14 protein-coding genes and 1 pseudogene are annotated in these 18,044 nt (G+C 34.8%); 4 read left to right on the forward strand and 11 right to left on the reverse strand.

The features are described 5' to 3' along the window. Nucleotides 1-120: 120 nt before the first annotated feature. A complete protein-coding gene (locus tag AC3EA5_RS06155; RefSeq protein ID WP_394187886.1) occupies nt 121-357 on the forward strand; it encodes a DUF2187 family protein in 237 nt (78 codons plus the stop codon). A gap of 339 nt (nt 358-696) precedes the next feature. Here the strand turns inward: AC3EA5_RS06155 and AC3EA5_RS06160 are convergent, their stop codons facing one another. Beyond that, the gene (locus AC3EA5_RS06160) at nt 697-1,515 is read right to left on the reverse strand and encodes a sulfurtransferase (protein ID WP_488607515.1); all 819 of its coding nucleotides are present in this window, start codon (nt 1,513-1,515) and stop codon (nt 697-699) included. Nucleotides 1,516-1,530: 15 nt separating this feature from the next. Continuing rightward, nucleotides 1,531-5,136, reverse strand: a complete 3,606-nt coding sequence (locus tag AC3EA5_RS06165) for a dynamin family protein (RefSeq protein WP_488607516.1) — start codon at nt 5,134-5,136, stop codon at nt 1,531-1,533. 202 nt (nt 5,137-5,338) lie between these two features. Here AC3EA5_RS06165 and AC3EA5_RS06170 point away from each other — a divergent pair, with 202 nt between their 5' ends. Both AC3EA5_RS06170 and AC3EA5_RS06175 read left to right on the forward strand, forming a co-directional pair. Continuing rightward, nucleotides 5,339-5,794, forward strand: a complete 456-nt coding sequence (locus AC3EA5_RS06170) for a chemotaxis protein CheX (RefSeq protein WP_394187883.1) — start codon at nt 5,339-5,341, stop codon at nt 5,792-5,794. 200 nt (nt 5,795-5,994) lie between these two features. Continuing rightward, nucleotides 5,995-6,162, forward strand: a complete 168-nt coding sequence (locus AC3EA5_RS06175; RefSeq protein WP_488607517.1) for a Spo0E family sporulation regulatory protein-aspartic acid phosphatase — start codon at nt 5,995-5,997, stop codon at nt 6,160-6,162. Nucleotides 6,163-6,165: 3 nt separating this feature from the next. Here AC3EA5_RS06175 and AC3EA5_RS06180 read toward each other — a convergent pair whose 3' ends face one another. The 7 genes and pseudogenes from AC3EA5_RS06180 to AC3EA5_RS06210 form a co-directional block, all read right to left on the reverse strand. Beyond that, nucleotides 6,166-6,819: a sterol desaturase family protein gene (locus AC3EA5_RS06180; protein ID WP_488607518.1), complete on the reverse strand. Its 654-nt coding sequence runs from the start codon at nt 6,817-6,819 to the stop codon at nt 6,166-6,168. A 93-nt stretch (nt 6,820-6,912) separates the two neighbouring features. Then, nucleotides 6,913-7,707 carry a VLRF1 family aeRF1-type release factor gene (locus tag AC3EA5_RS06185; RefSeq protein WP_488607519.1) on the reverse strand — a complete coding sequence of 265 codons (795 nt, stop codon included), beginning with the start codon at nt 7,705-7,707 and terminating at the stop codon, nt 6,913-6,915. 542 nt (nt 7,708-8,249) lie between these two features. After that, nucleotides 8,250-9,047 (reverse strand): HAD-IIA family hydrolase, encoded by a 798-nt coding sequence (locus AC3EA5_RS06190; RefSeq protein WP_488607520.1) that lies wholly within the window; start codon nt 9,045-9,047, stop codon nt 8,250-8,252. Nucleotides 9,048-9,126: 79 nt separating this feature from the next. Next, a complete protein-coding gene (locus tag AC3EA5_RS06195; RefSeq protein ID WP_488607521.1) occupies nt 9,127-10,143 on the reverse strand; it encodes an LLM class flavin-dependent oxidoreductase in 1,017 nt (338 codons plus the stop codon). Nucleotides 10,144-10,301: 158 nt separating this feature from the next. After that, on the reverse strand, nt 10,302-11,138 hold the full coding sequence (locus tag AC3EA5_RS06200; RefSeq protein ID WP_488607522.1) for a nucleotidyltransferase domain-containing protein: 837 nt from the start codon (nt 11,136-11,138) through the stop codon (nt 10,302-10,304). Between the two features lie 754 nt (nt 11,139-11,892). Then, nucleotides 11,893-14,484, reverse strand: a pseudogene (locus AC3EA5_RS06205) (polynucleotide kinase-phosphatase). 2 nt (nt 14,485-14,486) lie between these two features. Beyond that, nucleotides 14,487-15,833, reverse strand: a complete 1,347-nt coding sequence (locus AC3EA5_RS06210; protein ID WP_488607523.1) for a 3' terminal RNA ribose 2'-O-methyltransferase Hen1 — start codon at nt 15,831-15,833, stop codon at nt 14,487-14,489. A 253-nt stretch (nt 15,834-16,086) separates the two neighbouring features. Here AC3EA5_RS06210 and AC3EA5_RS06215 point away from each other — a divergent pair, with 253 nt between their 5' ends. After that, on the forward strand, nt 16,087-16,578 hold the full coding sequence (locus AC3EA5_RS06215; RefSeq protein WP_488607524.1) for a YajQ family cyclic di-GMP-binding protein: 492 nt from the start codon (nt 16,087-16,089) through the stop codon (nt 16,576-16,578). Nucleotides 16,579-16,712: 134 nt separating this feature from the next. Here the strand turns inward: AC3EA5_RS06215 and AC3EA5_RS06220 are convergent, their stop codons facing one another. Together AC3EA5_RS06220 and AC3EA5_RS06225 are read right to left on the reverse strand one after the other, a co-directional pair. Beyond that, nucleotides 16,713-16,838: a hypothetical protein gene (locus AC3EA5_RS06220; RefSeq protein ID WP_488607525.1), complete on the reverse strand. Its 126-nt coding sequence runs from the start codon at nt 16,836-16,838 to the stop codon at nt 16,713-16,715. A gap of 1,035 nt (nt 16,839-17,873) precedes the next feature. Next, on the reverse strand, nt 17,874-18,044 hold a 171-nt coding region (locus AC3EA5_RS06225), incomplete at its 5' end, for an alpha/beta fold hydrolase (protein WP_488607536.1).

Here is an 18,044-nt window from a genome sequence, read left to right on the forward strand (position 1 = left end):
TTATAATTAAATGTAAATACTTAATAGAAATATATCTTTATTTACGTTTTAGAGCCTCAGAGAAATCTGAAGCATTTTTTATTAGTCTATGAAATCCAAGTGAAGAAATGGGGAATTTACATGACATTCCAAAAACATGAAAAAGAAGTATCAGCATTTGTACAAGCTCGAAAAATCCGCGAAAAGATTACATTTACTCGTCGTGATGTCGAAGTTGAAGGTGCTATTTTTAAAATCCTCGAAAACTCTTGTATCGTTGAGATTTCTCAAGAAGACGCAAAAAAAATTGGTGCTGCATCTACTTTAACTGTTGTATCACATAAAAATTATCAAGTAGCTGATGGTTCGACACTATAAAAAGTGAGCATATTGCTCTCTTTTTTTTTGTTTTAAATAGTATAGACAACTCATCGGTATCTTATGTTATTGAAAAAGAAAAATAGGGGTGTCCCTAAAGTCATGATATGTGACTTTTGGGATACCCCTTTACTAAAAAAACGGCTGATTTTCATTGCTGCGGACGCTTTCCGGAGGCACTGCTTTAGCTGCTTCCCTCGCTGCGCTCAGTTGCACCTTCCATGTGCTTAAGTAAAAGGAGCAAAATCTTAAAATTAAGTAGAAGAGACAAATTAATCAACGCTCTTCACCTATTTATCCTACTTTCTTCTTGGAAGCCCCGTTTTCTATATTTATTATTTATTTGAATTGATCAACTGGATATGATGTTATCCAATCACTATAACTACCTACATAAAGTCTTACATGCTCATAGCCAATTTCTTTAAGCATCGCATAAAGTGGTGCAGCTGTTACTCCACTTCCACAATAAACCGTTATTTCTTCATCTTTTGATGCCACTTTTTCAAGCGATTTTTCAATAGCTTTACCGTGTTTAAACTGTCCATTTTCTTTGAGCTGTTCCCAATCAAAATTTCGTGCAGTAGGAATATGGCCAGCTACAAAGTCGATTGGCTCATTTCTACCTTCATATCTCTCTTTCGATCGAGCATCCAGCAGGCCACCTTCTATTGCTCTCTCTGATATTGATTTAACCAATTCCTTATGAGCAAAAATTCCTTCGTTCCACTCTAAGTCTAAGTTAGACTTTGCAAACTCAGGAATATCCTTCGAAATAGCAACATTCATTTCCTTCAATTGTTCAAAACCTTCACGTAGAATAAAGACTTTTGGAAATCCTGCATACTTGAAAATCCAATAAGCACGAGGTGCAAATGGCATGCCGCCTTGATCATAAATGACAATTGTATCACTATATTTCAATCCATGATTTTCAAAAAACATATTCAACTTATCTTTTGAAGGCATAGGATGTCTACCATCTTTGCTATCCATATTGGACAAGTCGTTTTCCAAATCCATGAAGATGGCTCCGGTCAAATTACTTTCTTCATATAATCGACGTCCCTCTTCTTGATCTGTTAATGAAAACCGTACATCAATAAAGCGTATATTATGATTGTCCAACTCGTTAAAATGTATCCAGACATTGCTCATAATTCGTCTCCTCTATCACTTTAATTTGTCGAAAATAGTCTTCCATTGAGTTAACTGGTTAGACTCCTTAAGCACCAGACGTTCGGATTCAATTTGATTAATCGATTGTTGTAATAGTAATTGTCTAAGTCCCTCTGCTTCTAACTCAATATTGTGATCGATCCACTGACGTAACTTCTTGTTTTCATTTGATAAGAAGGTTTTTGCTTCAACTTTTGTTGCTTCTTCTAACGCTTCACGTAACTTAACTTTCTCATTCTTTTCAAAAAAAGCTTTATTGTTTTTATAATAACTTTTCACATGTTGATAAGGTGAACTATCTTCAAATGGACCGTTGAACTCGAGAAGTTCCATTTTGTTTATTTCATATGGGACAATTGAAAAATCACGGTTATATTCTTTTAATATGCGTGTTTCTTCCATTTGTCTTTGAGCAAGTTTCTTCTCAATCCATTGACTTAAACGGAAGTTGGTAACTCTCATTTCTTGTTCAAAATCAAAACTTAACATAGCTAATGTCTCTGTTAATGCGTATTGCAACGCGTCGCTCGACGATTTTGATGAAAAGACAGCTGGGTTATAAGACTCTTTAAAGAAATCTGAAAAGCGATAGTACACTCGTTGTAGTACATAGTGAAGTAAATCATCTAATTCTTGATAGGCTTCTTTTGTCATGACAGAAGCAAAGGATTTCGCATACCTCGACCGAATGGTTTGTTCTAATTTACTCAATTCAACGAGTCTTTCTTCTTTACGAAGTAAATTCAACTCTGTTTTGTCAATCAAATTCTTAAGGTTTTCGACGGTCTTTTCAGTTTCCTCTTTTAAAGCTAATACAGCTAATGATTTAATCTCATCAGATAGGAAATGATGGAACGACTGCTCAAACTGACTCATGCCTGATGCAAGATTTTCTTTTTGTTGTTTCTCTTGTAGTGCTTGCAAACTCGATACACCAAATAATCGTGGGAAACGTATACCAAACTTCTGTAACTCCGCTGCCACATAGTTTTTCACTTCATCTGCTTCATCTTTACTTGCAGCTAGATCAATCGCATTGACAATGAAAAACATTTTATCTAATTCAAAAGCATCTTTTATTCGCCCAAGTTGAATTAAGAATTCACGATCTGCACGTGCAAATGCATGATTATAATACGTAATAAACAAAATTGCATCAGCATTTCGAATATATTCAAAAGCTACACCAGTATGTCGTGCATTGATCGAATCTGCACCAGGTGTATCCACTAGTGTTACTCCTAAGCGGGTCACATCGCAATCGAAATAAAAATCAATGGTATCGACGAAACAACTTTTGCTTTCTTGCGCAACAAATTGCTCAAAATCTTCTCGATTTACACGTAAAGTTGTTCCTAAATTTTGTTTCAGAGATGAGTATCCTGTTTCAAAGGCTTTTATAAAAGCAAGGTGAACGCGTGATTCATCCCCTACTCCTTCTAATTCCCCTAAATTTTGCGACTCTTTATATGCTTGTTCTAAAGAAGCAATTTCCATGCCCACTTTTTTGTATGAAAGTTGGACATCAAGTAATAGTTGGTCTTCTGTTTTAAAGTGAACATCTGCTGTTTCATGATGATGTACATCCGATACAGGACGTATTTTTGTAATGGCAGCTGTCGTTGGATTTGGAGAAACAGGTAATACATTTTCTCCAAGTAAAGCATTCGAAAATGAAGATTTACCTGCACTGAATGCACCAAACAATGCAATAGTGAAATCCTTTTTCCCCAGTCTCTCTGCTTTTTTCTTTAAGAAAGTTGCTGTTTCTTGAAAACCATGTATGGATGAAATAGCGCTAGCGACGTCATTTGCTCGATCAATAGTTTGTTCTACTGGATAACTTTCAACAGTTTTGGATTCAAAGTGATCAGTTTGAACAAGTTCATCAGATTTAAATTCTTCAAAATCTGCAGCCTGGTATGGTTGGATAGATTCTTCCTTTTCACGGAATTCGTTCAGCCATCGATTTTTAATTTCTTCAGCATGAGATAATGTTTCTTTTGAAGGCTTTGTATTTTCTTTATTAAATTTCTCCAAGTGATTTTCCAATTCTTCTATCGAACGAATGGCTAAAGCTTTTTCTTGGTACTCAGATAATTTTGTGTCAGCTAGTCCATAATGATCGTCAGGAAGCTCGTTAATCTGAGCAGCTACCTCAATTTTCCATGGATCAGTTTGTTGGATAAACCATTTACGAGTCGCATCTGCTACGGCATTTGCAAAATTTAATACGGAGTCAGCCGTCAATAATGCACCTTCACGAACTTGATCATCTATTAATTGAATGGATGGATTGAATTCCTTTTCATCAATTGTTATAGATTCTTCGTCATTCAATAATCCAACGTCTTTTAATGACTGTTTCATCAAAGACTTTATGTGACCTACAATTTGTGATTGAATAACTTTTGAATATTCTAGTTTAACAGCCTCTGCTCGTTGGTTTCGTTCTTCTTCGGTCTTTTTCCCACTAAACAAAACACCAACTTTAAAGTTCTTTTGTTTTGCTTCTAAATATTGTTTTAGTTTATCTCGAAGCTCATACGGAACTAGTGTTGCATTATCTAACAATGATTTCCGATTCGTTTCAAACGATCTTATCCATACATCAGAATCTAATAAGGATGATTGTTTTTCATATCTACTTGCCTCTTCTAGAATCTCATCTTTTGATTTCCATTCAGCCTCAGAAAGAATATCAGCGAAAGTATTTTTACATTCTTCAATTTCACTTTCTAGGTATGAAACATGTTCATCTTTAAGCTTCTCTAGTGTCCGATCAGACGTACCTGCCAAATGTTCTTTCCAATTGCTCATACTATCTATCACAATTTCTTTAACTTCTGATAAATCATTATTTGGATGATCAAGTTGTTTTAGTGTTGTGAAAAAGATGTTCTTAGGTTTGACGCCCCATTCTAAAAATGATTGATGAACCGATTTTTTAAAGTCTTCAAAACTTAACTCACGATCACGATGTTTGTCGATTTGATTGACAATTAAATAAACATTTTCATTATATTTTAATAGTTGCTTTGTGAATCCGAAATTTAATTCAGATTGAACGTGATTGTAATCCATCATATAAAAAACAATATCGGCTAAATGAAGTGCCGATTCAGTTGATAGTCGATGAGCATCATCCGTAGAATCTACACCTGGAGTATCCATTACAGTTACACCTTCAGGTAATATCGAGGTTTTATGTCCAATTTCAATTTGAGAAATAGACTCGCCGTCTTTACAAAAGTTTTTCACGGTATCAAAATCATAATCTCCCGAAAACTTAACCGGATGGAGTTCTTTCCTATATACAATAGCAAAATCCTCTTTTGCTTTATGGACTTTGACAATGTTGGCGCTCGTTGGTATTGGACTTGAAGGGAGTAATTGTTCTCCTGTTAAAGCATTAATCATGCTTGATTTACCAGCTGAAAAATGACCTGCAAAACCTATGGTAAATTCACGCTCCAAAATTTTGTGCGCGAATAAATTTGTTTTATTTATACGATCCTCATCTTGAGTAGATTGAAAAGAATTTTGAGCAATCGAAGTATTTGTTATAAGTTGACCCATTTTTTCTTCAAATAATGACATGTGAATGTGAACCCCTTTTAAAATGATCTCGCTCTATCATACCATGTTTAAATATGTCGTATCATGCAATAATTGTACGTCCTTCGAGGGAGAAAACCCCTAAATGTTTACAATTTTTTGAGACTTTTCATAAAAAACGTATATAATTATTTTAATATTCATGCTAAAATGAAAAAAAGTATAAAGATGGGTGAGTGGATTCTTGAGTACCTCAAAACATATTCAAACCGTTTTAAACGGTATCATACAATCATTAAAATCCGTAATCCCTTTAGAAATTGATGTTAAACCCCCTTCTTTAATGGCTCAACCCTTCGAACAGCAAGAGATGGGTGTTTTAGTTGGTATGATCGGGGATATTAAAGGGAGAATTGTCATTGATTCCACTCCTAAAACATTTAGCAGTATTGGAGCTACTATGTTCGGTATGGAACTAGAAGGCGAAATGCTAGAGTCCTTCACAGGAGAACTTGGGAATATGATTTCAGGGAATTTATGTACTTTCGCTGCACAAAGCGACATTGAATTAGACATTACCCCTCCAACAGTTATGGTTGGTCATACAAGATTATTTGGTTTTCAACATGCGTTTAAACTGCCAGTCCACATAAAAGACACAGGTGATTTGACCATAATCATTACAATTGACGAAGAATAAGAAACGCAACTCACGAAAAAATTCCGTGAGTTGCGTTTTTAATTTCCTTCAAATTGTAAGAAAAAGTCGAAATGACTTTAATTTGTGACGAATTTATGAATTTTATTATCCTTTGCACAGTTCGACAGTTTTTTTAATATCCATCATTTAAAATAAATTTATTCAATTTAAATTATGTTGCATATTGCTTAGGAGGAATTATGAAAACAATTAGTAAGAGTAGCCAATTGGCTCTAATCATTAATGAAAGAAAAGTAAATATGTATAAGAAAGCACAGGTTTTAGGTTTTACTCATCCTGAAGTAGTCGCTTATAGTCAAGAACTTGATGATTTGATTAACTTCATGCTTGGAATCCGAGTGTCCTAAAAACTAGACTCTCTTTTCTAAATTTCGAGCCGTCTCACTTTTTTCAACTAACGCTTGATCCTTAAAAGTTCCGAACGTCTTGTCAATCGTTGTATGCGTTACGCCATACCAATAATTTTCGTTTTTGAAATGATGCCATAAATGAGCATTTTTTATCTCTTTGCCAAGTTTAGTTAGTGGCTGCAGAGGCTTATGTGCAACAAAGTGTTTCCATTCATAAAATAAGAAGTAGCCAATTAAACCTGTTGCAAATGCAATTGTTAAAACAAGATTTGATGTAATCCAAAACGTTAGGAGAACTGTAATTGCAAAGCTTGGAATACTGAACCATAAAGGTAAAAATAATAGATGTAAATCTGTTGGGTTTTCATGGTGATCAAAATGTAATCGTTTGATCATTTTTAATAAAAAAGGATTTTCTGGCGTTTTCATATGAAAAACAAAACGGTGTATTCCGTATTCACTTAATGCATATACGATTGCTCCAACTGCAATTGCAATCCATGTTGCCAATTCATTAAGATGTGAAACGGTGAATCCAGCAACGATTAGAAATAGTGTTAGCATAATCAATACATCAGGAAACATTAAAAATTCCTTTACATGTTTATTCAAACGTTTGTCCCCTTTTCTTGTTATTGTATTCTGAATTTTCATTCAATACGATAACTATATAGGACATATTTCATTGAAACAATATAAAAAATCCTTCCAGGAATCAAGAAGGATTTTAAGAATACATTTATCTGATTATTTCTCAAAAACTTGATGGATAATTTCATGCGGTTTGCTGTTATTTAGATTTTTATAAATACAACTTTCTGGTTTTTTTCTAAGATTTTCAGAAAACGCAATGGCTAATTCTGCTTCCCCTGCTACATGAACCTCTTTCCAACTTCGTTCTTTCATTAAGCGTTCAACATGTGTACCCATTCCTTTATAAAATCTGTTCAAATTCTCTCTAAGTCGAGATTCAATGAAATCCACTTTACTACTCCCAATAACATGCTTCCCGGTGAAATCCATTTTCTTTTCCTCTCCCCAAGTTTCTAGGTTCGGATCAAATACAAATGATAAATCGTCCCGAAGAAATCCCATTGCCGTATCAAGAATTCGTACTTCCCCAAAGCTAGGTAATACAATTGCTGCTTCTGGATATGCTTTATACATGTATTCAAATTGTTCAAGCACAGGCTTGTCTTCCCAATCAAAACTTGTCTTAACCGGGACTTGAACATAATGAACGGACCAAAGTTCTGGGTTGTCAGAAGCAAAAATAACAACGCCTTTGTGCAAATCCTCTTTATTGTCTTCTATTTCACTCATTACTTTTTTCTTTAACCCTTGAAATGACTTCAATTCTTCTTCTTTATCTGAACCGGCTAAAAATTTTTCTAAGTCTTTCATGCCATTTTTTAAATGAATTTTCCATGCACCATTTGTTTGTTCATGGTCACCTGGGTTGGTATTTAAATACATACTTAAGACATTTCGTGACCCACTACTGTATTCTTTTAACGAATGAATTTCATTACTTATGCTCATATGTGATATTTCCTCCTCTTAAATTGGCTAGGAATGCAAACATATTCATTACCATACTTGTAGTATGTATATAAAATCATCAAATTATTGATTTGAATTGATTAAATTTGTGAAATAAATCGATTTTATTTATGTTCTTTTATATTTAAAAGGAAATTCTTATAAAAGAATTTGTAGTTGTTAATTTTTATAAAAATACTCTTTACAACCGTTTCAGACGGACGCTTTCCGCGGGCATGGCTTCAGTCTCCTCATCACTTCGTTCTTGTGGGGCCTTCAGCTCATGCTATTCCCGCAGGAGTCGCCGCCTTGCACTAAAATCTATAACTAACTAAAATAGAAATTTATTAAAAGCAGAAAAATACAGGCTTTGATATGATAAATTCTTATTTTTCTTTCCCGTATAGGAGTTAAACAACCTCGAAGACTATTTTGGAAAATGCCCAATAAAAAAACAAGCAGAGAAGAAACAATAATTGTTTCTCTCTACTTGATTTAACTAGTATTTATTGGAAAGCCTGCATTTGTATTTTTTTAATATGTCAAACTCGATTCAGTGTTTTTTCAATCAAGTCTGGTAATTCTTTTACACTTGGTAATGTGTAATTAGCTTTAATTGTTGAATCCTTCTCCATTTCTTCAGTAGTGACACCGGATAATACTAAGATGGTGGTTAGCAGTGCATTATTCCCCATGAGAATATCGGTTTCTAATCGATCTCCAATCAAGAAACATTCATTTGCGGGCATTTGTAGCACTTCTTCTAGAACCAAATCAGCCATAAGACGAGAAGGCTTACCACCGATCTCTGTTATTTCATGACCAGAGGCTGCAGTAAAAGCAGCCATAATTGAACCACAGTCTGGTACTTCACCACCATCTACTGGACATGTACGATCTGGATTAGTCGCAACAATCTTCGCGCCATTTTTCCATGCTTGATACATATTATTTAATTTGTCATATGTGAATTGGCGGTCCCAGCTCACGACAACATAATTTGCATCTAACGGGTTATCTGTCATCCCGATTTCCGCTTGATTCAACTCGTCCATTAGCGGCTGCTCTCCTACGACATAAACTTTGTCTTCTCGATCTGCATATTTGGTTAGATAAATCGCAGTAGCATAACTTGAATTTATAATTTGATTGACAGTTACATCAAATCCAAATTTTGTTAGTTTTTGATGGTAGTCTTCTTGAGAGGCAATTGGTTTATTTGTCACAAACACCACTTTATGTTCATTTGAAATCAAATAATTATATGTTTCTAAAGCTCCGTCAATTAATTTATCTCCCAGATATATGGTTCCATCTAAATCAAAAATATAACCTGCCATGTAATAGCCTCCTACTGTAAAACGCTCAGTCGATTCTTAAATCTCTACCCGTTTTCATCAGAAGTCATGCCATTTAAAATTAATCCATCATCTCTGCAACAAGTTCATAAGAACGTAATCGGTCTTCCTGGTGGAAAATGTGTGAGTTGATAATGATTTCGTTTGCTCTGGTAGCTTTAATAAAGCTTTCAAGTTTTCGTTTCACTGTTTCAGGACTACCAACTATCGTTGAGGTAGATGCAAGTTTTTCTTCAAATGTTGCTTGTTCTCTCATTGTCCACGCTGCATTAAGATCATCAATAGGTGGTTGGAATTGTTTTGGCATCCCTCTCATCAAATCGAACATTTGTTGTTGCTGAGAAGTTGCCAACCATTTAGCTCTTTCATCTGTATCTGCTGCAATCACATTAACACCGAGCATAGCATAAGGTTCCTTCAGCACTTTCGATGGCTTGAAATGTTGGTGGTATATCTGCATTGCTGGTAATGTGTAATCGTTTGAAAAATGACTAGCAAATGAAAAAGGAAGTCCTTTTTCTGCAGCTAGTTTAGCGCTAAAGCCACTTGACCCTAAAAGCCAAAGTGGAATATCTAGCCCTTCACCTGGAAATGCGCGAACTCTTCCTGCAAGTCCTTGATCAAAGAAAGATTCTAGTTCTTCTACTTGAGCAGGGAAATCATCTCCTGTACTTTGCAAAGTACGACGAAGCGCATACGCAGTTGCTTGATCACTTCCTGGTGCTCGACCAAGACCCAAATCAATTCGACCAGGATATAATGATTCAAGTGTTCCAAACTGTTCTGCAATGACCAAAGGTGCGTGGTTAGGCAACATAATGCCTCCTGAACCTACACGGATGTGGTTTGTTGCGCTGGCGATATGGCCAATGATGACGGAGGTTGCAGAACTCGCGATACCAGGCATATTATGATGCTCTGCTAGCCAATAGCGATTAAAACCTAATTTTTCTACATGTTGTGCCAATTCAACACTATTTTTAAATGATTGCCCTGCATTACTACCTACATTAATTGGTGCTAAATCAAGAACGGATAATGGTATATGATTAAATGTTTTCTTTTCATTAGATGACAAATTGTTTCACTCCTTATAATTAATCGAAAAATACTTTGAATTAAAAGCTTTCATTAAGAAATAATACATGCTTAAGTTGAAATCCTCTAATAATCAGCTTGATAAAAATAAAAAACGACCGGAAATATCCGGCCGCAGAATTTCAAAATCGCATAAAATTATAAAACCATTTTTAATATGGTCTTAAACTTCTCATTCTCTGCATCTATGTTTACTTTTTGACATAACGCGCTATTTAAACGCAGGAGTTCTGGATACATCTTACTCATGGTTTCAAAAATTCTAGTGGCATCTCGGTTACAGTCCCATGATGCTAATATTTCAAGTTGTTCTTCACTCAGTTGACTGCGAGATCCTTCAATTTTGGACCATACCCCATATGAGCTGTCCAAATGTCGTTCCATTTCCATATACCATCCATCTGCAATTAACCATCGTACGCGATCTAAATTGGAGAGTGCATAGTATATTTCATTACGCATGGTTGAACGGTATGTTTCGTGCATAAATGCTAATACTTTTGTTTTCCAATAGGTTACATCAGCTTCTTCAAGTACTAGTTGTTTATTCGAAACCTCCTCTATTATCGGGTTAAGAATTTCAGAAGGATCATACAATGGTTTTATTCCTTTTAACCAAATAGATGGCTCAATTTCATCTAACGTATGATACCAGCTATCCACTTTAATAAAATTATCGTAATGAGTGACGATTACGGGGCTAGCCGAGATGCCTTCGTAAAATAACACATTCCCCCACTTTGCAGCCCGATTTTTCTTATCAAGTATAAATTCCTTTTTAGTGCCTTCTTTAACAACTACATGTATATCAATATCAGAGTACAGATCAAAATCTCCTCTTCCAAGAGATCCTGCGAGATAAATAGCGATCACATTTAAATCTGCAGTTAGGTCTGCTAACGCATTTTGTAAAAGTTGTTCACGTTTAGCAGGTAATTCTCGGTCTCTCTTCCTTTGCTTTAAATCAAATTCCATATGGATCCCCCAATTTTCATTTCGCATTCCAACTAAATTAAATTTATGATAGATTGTAAGTAACATTAACATTTTTTGTCTATTTAGGAAACCTTACTTTCATTCAAACGTATTTAAACAAAACACTTAAATTTAATTGGAGATGTTATCGATGTTCGGAGAGAATCCAAAATGTTCGGTTTGTCAAAGTGACATTAAAGATGATGAAGTGGTTTTCGTAAAACTAAAATTCCCAAAGCGTAAAGGATTTACAGAAATCAAAGCATATTTGAAAAATGAAGGAATTTTTATTTGTGAGAAATGTTCGTGACGATAGAAATAACTAAATGAATATGAAAAGGATAGAAATTATATGATATTAATCTTAACAAGTGAACATACCGTGCAGTTTTTTAATATCGGTGATGCGCTCTTCCAACTCATATTACTTGCTATTTTGGCAGGAATCATCGGATTCATTATTTCAATTGTACGTTCTAACAAAAGACGTAAAAATCAGCTTGATAGAATTGAGAAGAAGGTTGATTTTCTCAATAAACTTTAGTTAGGTTATATATCAAACAACTTAATAAAAATCTGTTTTTTATTTTTAGAGCTCGAATTAATGTTTTTTGACATCTATAAAGGCAGCCCAAGATATAATCTCGGCTGCCTTTTATATTTCAGAATAAATATCACAATTGTGCATTATTCATTCCTTGTTGCTATTCATATAACACAATTCAATCTCTGTAACCAATTGATATGTTGCTTTTTATAATCTAGGATCTACAATGTCTGATTCCAATGCTAAAGTACCTAGAACACATTCATGAACTCTTTCAATTGATTCCTTTTGAACATATCTTTGTATGCCTTCGACTCCTAACGCAAATTCTTTAAGGGCCATTTTTTGCTTTCTACCAGTATTTCTAGACTTTAACCTATTAAGATTTTGTGGTAGTAAATAATCCATACCATAAATGATTTTAAGGTATTTTCTCCCTCTCACTTTGATAGCGGGTTGAAGTAATTTGCCTTTATTTCTTGCTACATAAAATTCTGGTTTAATAACAATCCCTTCATGTCCATCACTTGTCATATCATTCCACCATTTAATGACTTCTTCTTCACTTGTTTCATCTGTTATGACTTTGTAATCTGTCACTACAAATATTTTGGATTGATTTGCAAATTCACGATTCATTCCCATATGCCATGTATGTGGCTAATCAAAGAATGTTTGATTACTATGTGCTAGTAAATGGAATGGTGCTATTTGAATGGAATTGATATCTTCAATCGTCCAACAATACTTTTGAAATACTTCACTAAAAGTATGAGCATTATTCAATTTCTCTTCGTATTCATGCAGCCAAACATTTAATTCGTCATTTTGACCAACAACAACTTCAATCTTTTCCTTCAGCTTTGTGCGATCAAGAATTGCATTTTCCGCAACATGGGCATATTGGCTGCTGATTAACTCTTTCGCTTTAAGGTTCCATGGCATGATTTCAGCGTCTAGAATCAAATAGTCAGTATTATGCTTATCAAAATATCCTTTATCATGTAATTCAAGATTAATTTTTGAAACAATTTGTTCTTCTGTTTCTGTATCAAAGAAGCGTTTCCCACTTCTTGAGTAAATGACTCCTAGTGACTCAATAGTTGTATGCTTGATAGCAGATTCAATATCTTTAAACAGGAATAAAATCCCTCTACTTCCCATGTGTTTCTTTTCAGCCACCATAGTTTGAATGCCTTGACCTCTATAGTAATCCATTGCTTCTTTCGGATGCTCCAAGTAGTCATCTAATGCGGATGAAGCGGGTGTCGGAATCATAGTTGGAGGAATATAAATTAATTGTTCAATCGGAATGGTAAAGTGTGAAACTGTATCAATCGCAGGTTTTACATTATCTTGATGAATTTTAATTTCACCTAGTTCTTCGGTATTTACAGAAAATCCGTTAATAAACTTTGCTAGGTTTGGCGGATTAAAACGGGTTTTCTCCCACTCTTTTAATGGATTGTTTGTGTCTCCTGAGTAATCATGATTTGCGTTTACCGAAACAAACTCCTCTTCTGGATACCGGAAAGCAGTTAATGCTCCACCAAAAACAACACCTTGATCAATATTGATTGTATTGTTGATCACTAATGGTCGGGGCTTCGGATCATGTCCCCAGACAATAAGTGAACTTCCTTTATGGTTAACGGTCCAATCTTTACGGTGTAGATTCCCTTTTTCATCAAACCCACATGTATCTCCAAAACGACAGAAATCACTTACGGAATCAGATTCCTTACCGATCATGTCATCTTTAATACCCGCATGTGCACAAATTAGTGTTTGAACACCATTCTTGGTAAAGACATAATGGGATGGAGCTTTTAAAAGAAATTCTTTTAGTGTCTGTTTTGTTTGATGTGTTTTTTCAATTCCATTTTCCGCTTCATAGGAAATAAATTCCTCTATAACTTTTTCATCTCCATGGCTCATTGTTACATCTCTTCCCTCAAGCCATCTTGCAATTTTCCAACCATGATTACTGTCTACCATATAGGCAGCATGCTGTTGAACATGTGCGTAGAAAAAAAGCATCGTCTTAAGTGAATGAGGACCTCTACTCATGACGTCTCCTATGGAAACAAATTTTCTTCTTTCAGGATGGATATAAAGACCATTTAAATCTTTTTGATAACCCAACTCTTCAAGCAAGGTAATCATTTCGTCATAGCAACCATGAATATCCCCAATAATATCAATTCCATGTTGAATGTCTATTTCAATCGAGCTACTGCGTCGAATGAACTCGAGATTATTTGTTTCCTTAATGCTGTAAACAGATAAATATCCTTCTTTTTTGATAAACCCTTTTTCTCTTTTAAACGTTTGGTATTGTTGTTTGATACGTCTTTTTCCCCGTGGTTTATCTCGTTGTTCATCTCTAATTATTAGTTCGATTTCAGGTACATCTAGAACAAGAGCTAAGATTGGTACATTATTTTTACGAGCCAAACTAATATATCGTTTACGATCATCAGAGTGTAAATGAGTTGCATCTACAAACGTTAATTTATTTAAACGACATCGAGCTTCAATAATTGAATCCATCATTAAAAAGGCTTCTTTGGAAATCGAACTGTATTCATCCATCAGACTTGCTGCTTCATCCTTTGGTCTATCGTTCCATTCAATAAAGTCTTTATCACTGACTAAAACTCGAAAGTCATCTGAGCTAATTACTTCAGAAGATAATATTACTTCTTTTTCAATCATGCTATTTAATAAGGTTGACTTTCCGCTGTTGGATGGTCCAATCAGTAAGACAATCCCTGTAGATGGCAATTGGATTTGCACGATTAATCCTCCTTTCTTTTAAACACACACATCTGTGTTGGAAAGCCTTGTGTGTTATGTTCTTCACCAATTCCTTCAAAATTAAGACTATATGTGTCTCGATGATTTCTTTCTGCACACCACTGTTGAAATTCTGCTCTTGTCCACTCAAAACGATGATCGGTGTGACGAAGAGTACCTTCCATATCGTACACTTCGTTATATTCACGATTTGGTGTTGTGATAATTAATATTCCAGGTTGATAGTCCCCAAGTATCGTTTCCATAACCTTGGGAAGACGACTCTCATCAATATGTTCGATGACCTCGCACAAGACAACAACATCCTTACCTTTTAATCTTTCATCATAATAGAACAGTGAGCCCCATATTGTTTCTGGCATCACAAAATTGGACTGACCCTTCACTTTGTCAAAGCGTTTTAATGCTTTAAGCATAGCTGACTGGGATGGCTCCACTGCCAACACTTCCTGAACTCCTTGTACAAAACCAAGGAGTTCAGAGAGCTTTCCTTCCCCAGAGCCAATATCTACAATGCTTTTCGGTTGCATTTGACTTATGGTGCTTACAATCTTTTCATAACGAAGTTCATTCAAACGAGTCTTTTTAACAACATTTTCTCTGTCCTCATCTGATTTTTTGTTTTCGACGATACTATATACTTCTTTAAATCGGAGTGATTGACGATATATATATTCTTTCATCGGATGATTTTCTAGCCATCCCTCTCCATACCGCTCCAGCTTTTCAATTTCTTTTTCATCAATAAAGTAATGTTTATAGTTGTCGATGACAGGTATCAGAACAAATAAATGTCTCAAGCCATCTTGAAGTGTTTGCTGACCTTTTAAAGAAATATATCTAGCCGAACTCTCGTCTTTAATATGGAAAGAATACTGCAGTTCCGGTCGTGTAATCATCACTTTGTAACCAATCGGTTCAAATAAATCTTGTAACTGTTTATCTGAAAGAGAAGATGCTACAGGTCCAAATTCAAATTGGAACGAAAAGGGATGATTCACCCATTTAACATGTTCCTCTTTTGGTTGCCCATTTAAAGCTGTGCCAAGTGCAGAGCGGATAAAAGAACAAAAAATACTACTTACTGCAAACTCACGATCATTTATATAGTGGGTAATATCATTTGACTTGGAATTATTGCGAACCAATTCAATTGGGTCCGGTGTGACAAAAATCGTCACCTCAAGCTCTGTTTCTGTAAACTTACTATAAAAAAGGCGCACTAAATGCCCTTTATGATTTCGCTCATACAAGTTTTCCGGGTTTTTTGACAGCAAAAATGATATCGCCTTCACATTATCGCCCGTGGCTTTAATCGTTAACTGCATTTACAACCCTCTTTTCCTTTACATATTTAAAGTATAGCTAAATTTAATATATCACATCAAATGGAAATCACTCCCTATGAATGAAGCTACGGTTTATCCTTAATTCAAATATTTTCCTTTACTTAAGAATAATCCTTAGAATTTTTTAGAAAGGTTAAGTAATAGCTTTTAAAGTACGCTAGTGGAATTTATGTGCGGAGAAATTCTAGATTTTTTGATATAGTAGAATTATTAAGTATTGGAGGTTATATATATGGCAAAAGAAAGCTCATTTGATATTGTTTCAGAAGTTGATTTCTCTGAAGTTAAGAATGCAGTAGCGTTGGCGACAAAAGAACTCAAAACTCGATATGATTTTAAAGGAAGTAAAAGTAGTATTTCTTTAGACAACGAGGAACTTGTCCTTATTTCTGATGATGAATATAAATTAGATCAGTTGAAAGATGTGCTAATAAGTAATTTGAATAAGCGAAATGTATCTATAAAGAATTTAGATCACGGTAAAATTGAAGGAGCTTCAGGTGGAACTGTACGCCAACGCACGAAATTAATTCAAGGTATTGATAAAGATATGGCAAGAGAAATCACCAAAATCATTAAAGAAAGTGGCGTTAAAGTAAAGAGCCAAATTCAAGATGATCAAGTCCGTGTAACTGGGAAAAACAGAGATGACTTACAAGCAATTATTGCAGCTATAAGAAAAGCGGATTTACCGATTGACACTCAGTTTACGAATTACCGATAAGTCGAAAGAATTTAGACATAAGTTCACCTTTACAACGATTATTAGTCGCATCCTCAAAACAATTAGCCGAAAAAATAACCCTTTCGAGTACTAAACTCGATAATGGGTTATTTTTTATGGATAGCTAAACTTGTTTACTCAACTAATATGATATCGTTTTCTTTTAACCATTGAGTAACCTCTTTCGTTACATAATCATTCTCATATTTATACCAACTGTCTTGTACACCAAGCATAAAAACTTTATCTTTACGCAACATGACCGCTTTTGAAAACATGTCTGAAAAGGTCGAAATGTTTTTATATTAGAATTGTGAAATCGACAGCAACTGACTGCAGAGTTTTGTTATGTTTAATGTAAAAAAAGAGAGGTAATTAGATGCTTAATAATTTTGGTTTCTCAGAGTGGGTCATTTTATTTTTATTTATGGTAGTCATAATGGGTATTGTTACAATCAAAGCAGTTGAACATGATAAAGATAATAAGGATGCAAATATGCTTTAAACTCTACACTTATAAGTAAAGATGGTTTTTTAGAAAGGCAATGAATCCATAAAATCACTCCCAATTGATGATTACATTGAACTCTCCTCTCATTGGGTGCTGTTAGGAAATGATCGAGAGCTAAGATAGTCAGTAAAAGTTGAGTCGACCTTTTCGTTGATTCAATAAATTACATTTTGTATAATGATATTAGAATTTGAGTACAATAAAAAGACCGTTTGGTGGGTCAACACCAAACGATTAATGTATCAGCAGGTTCCCTTTAAGGGGATTGACTAGAACAGGCAGTAACCCATCTGAGCGCTAACTCAAGGATGGGTTATTTTTTATGGTAATAAATTAGGTACCTTACTTAAGACGAAGTCTACTTTTTCTATGAGTTGATTCACTTATTTCCCTTTGGTATAATGAAGTTAGAATTTGAGTACAATAAAAAAGACCGTTTGGTGGATCAACACCAAACGATCAATGTAACTGCAGGTTCCCTTCAAGGGGATTGGCTAGACGAGAGTAGTAACCCATCTGAGCGCCTAACTCAAGGATGGGTTATTTTTTATGGTTAAATGAAAGTACTAGCACAATTAATGTTGCGAATGCTACTGCGAACATTAGTGCTTCGAATACTGACATGGCACCACCCCCTTTCGAACGGGAGTGAGCCAACCACCCTTGAGCTACCCTATTCTATTACCCTACTATTATACCACACATACGTTCTACTTTCTTTTTATCAATGGATGATTTTCACAACAAGAAACGCTTCTACTAGCTATAAAAATGCCAAATTAATTCATTTAAGTGTCGATTTCACAAAATCCATGAATTTATCCTCTTCCTCAACAAATGGATTATGGTTACTTTCCCCGAAAGTAGTAAATGTAGAGTTTGGTATTAAATTTGCGATCTCTATACCATATTCATATGGACATTGCGCATCATATTTCCCAGCATATATGTAGCT

It is taken from the genome of Paenisporosarcina sp., from assembly GCF_057785155.1.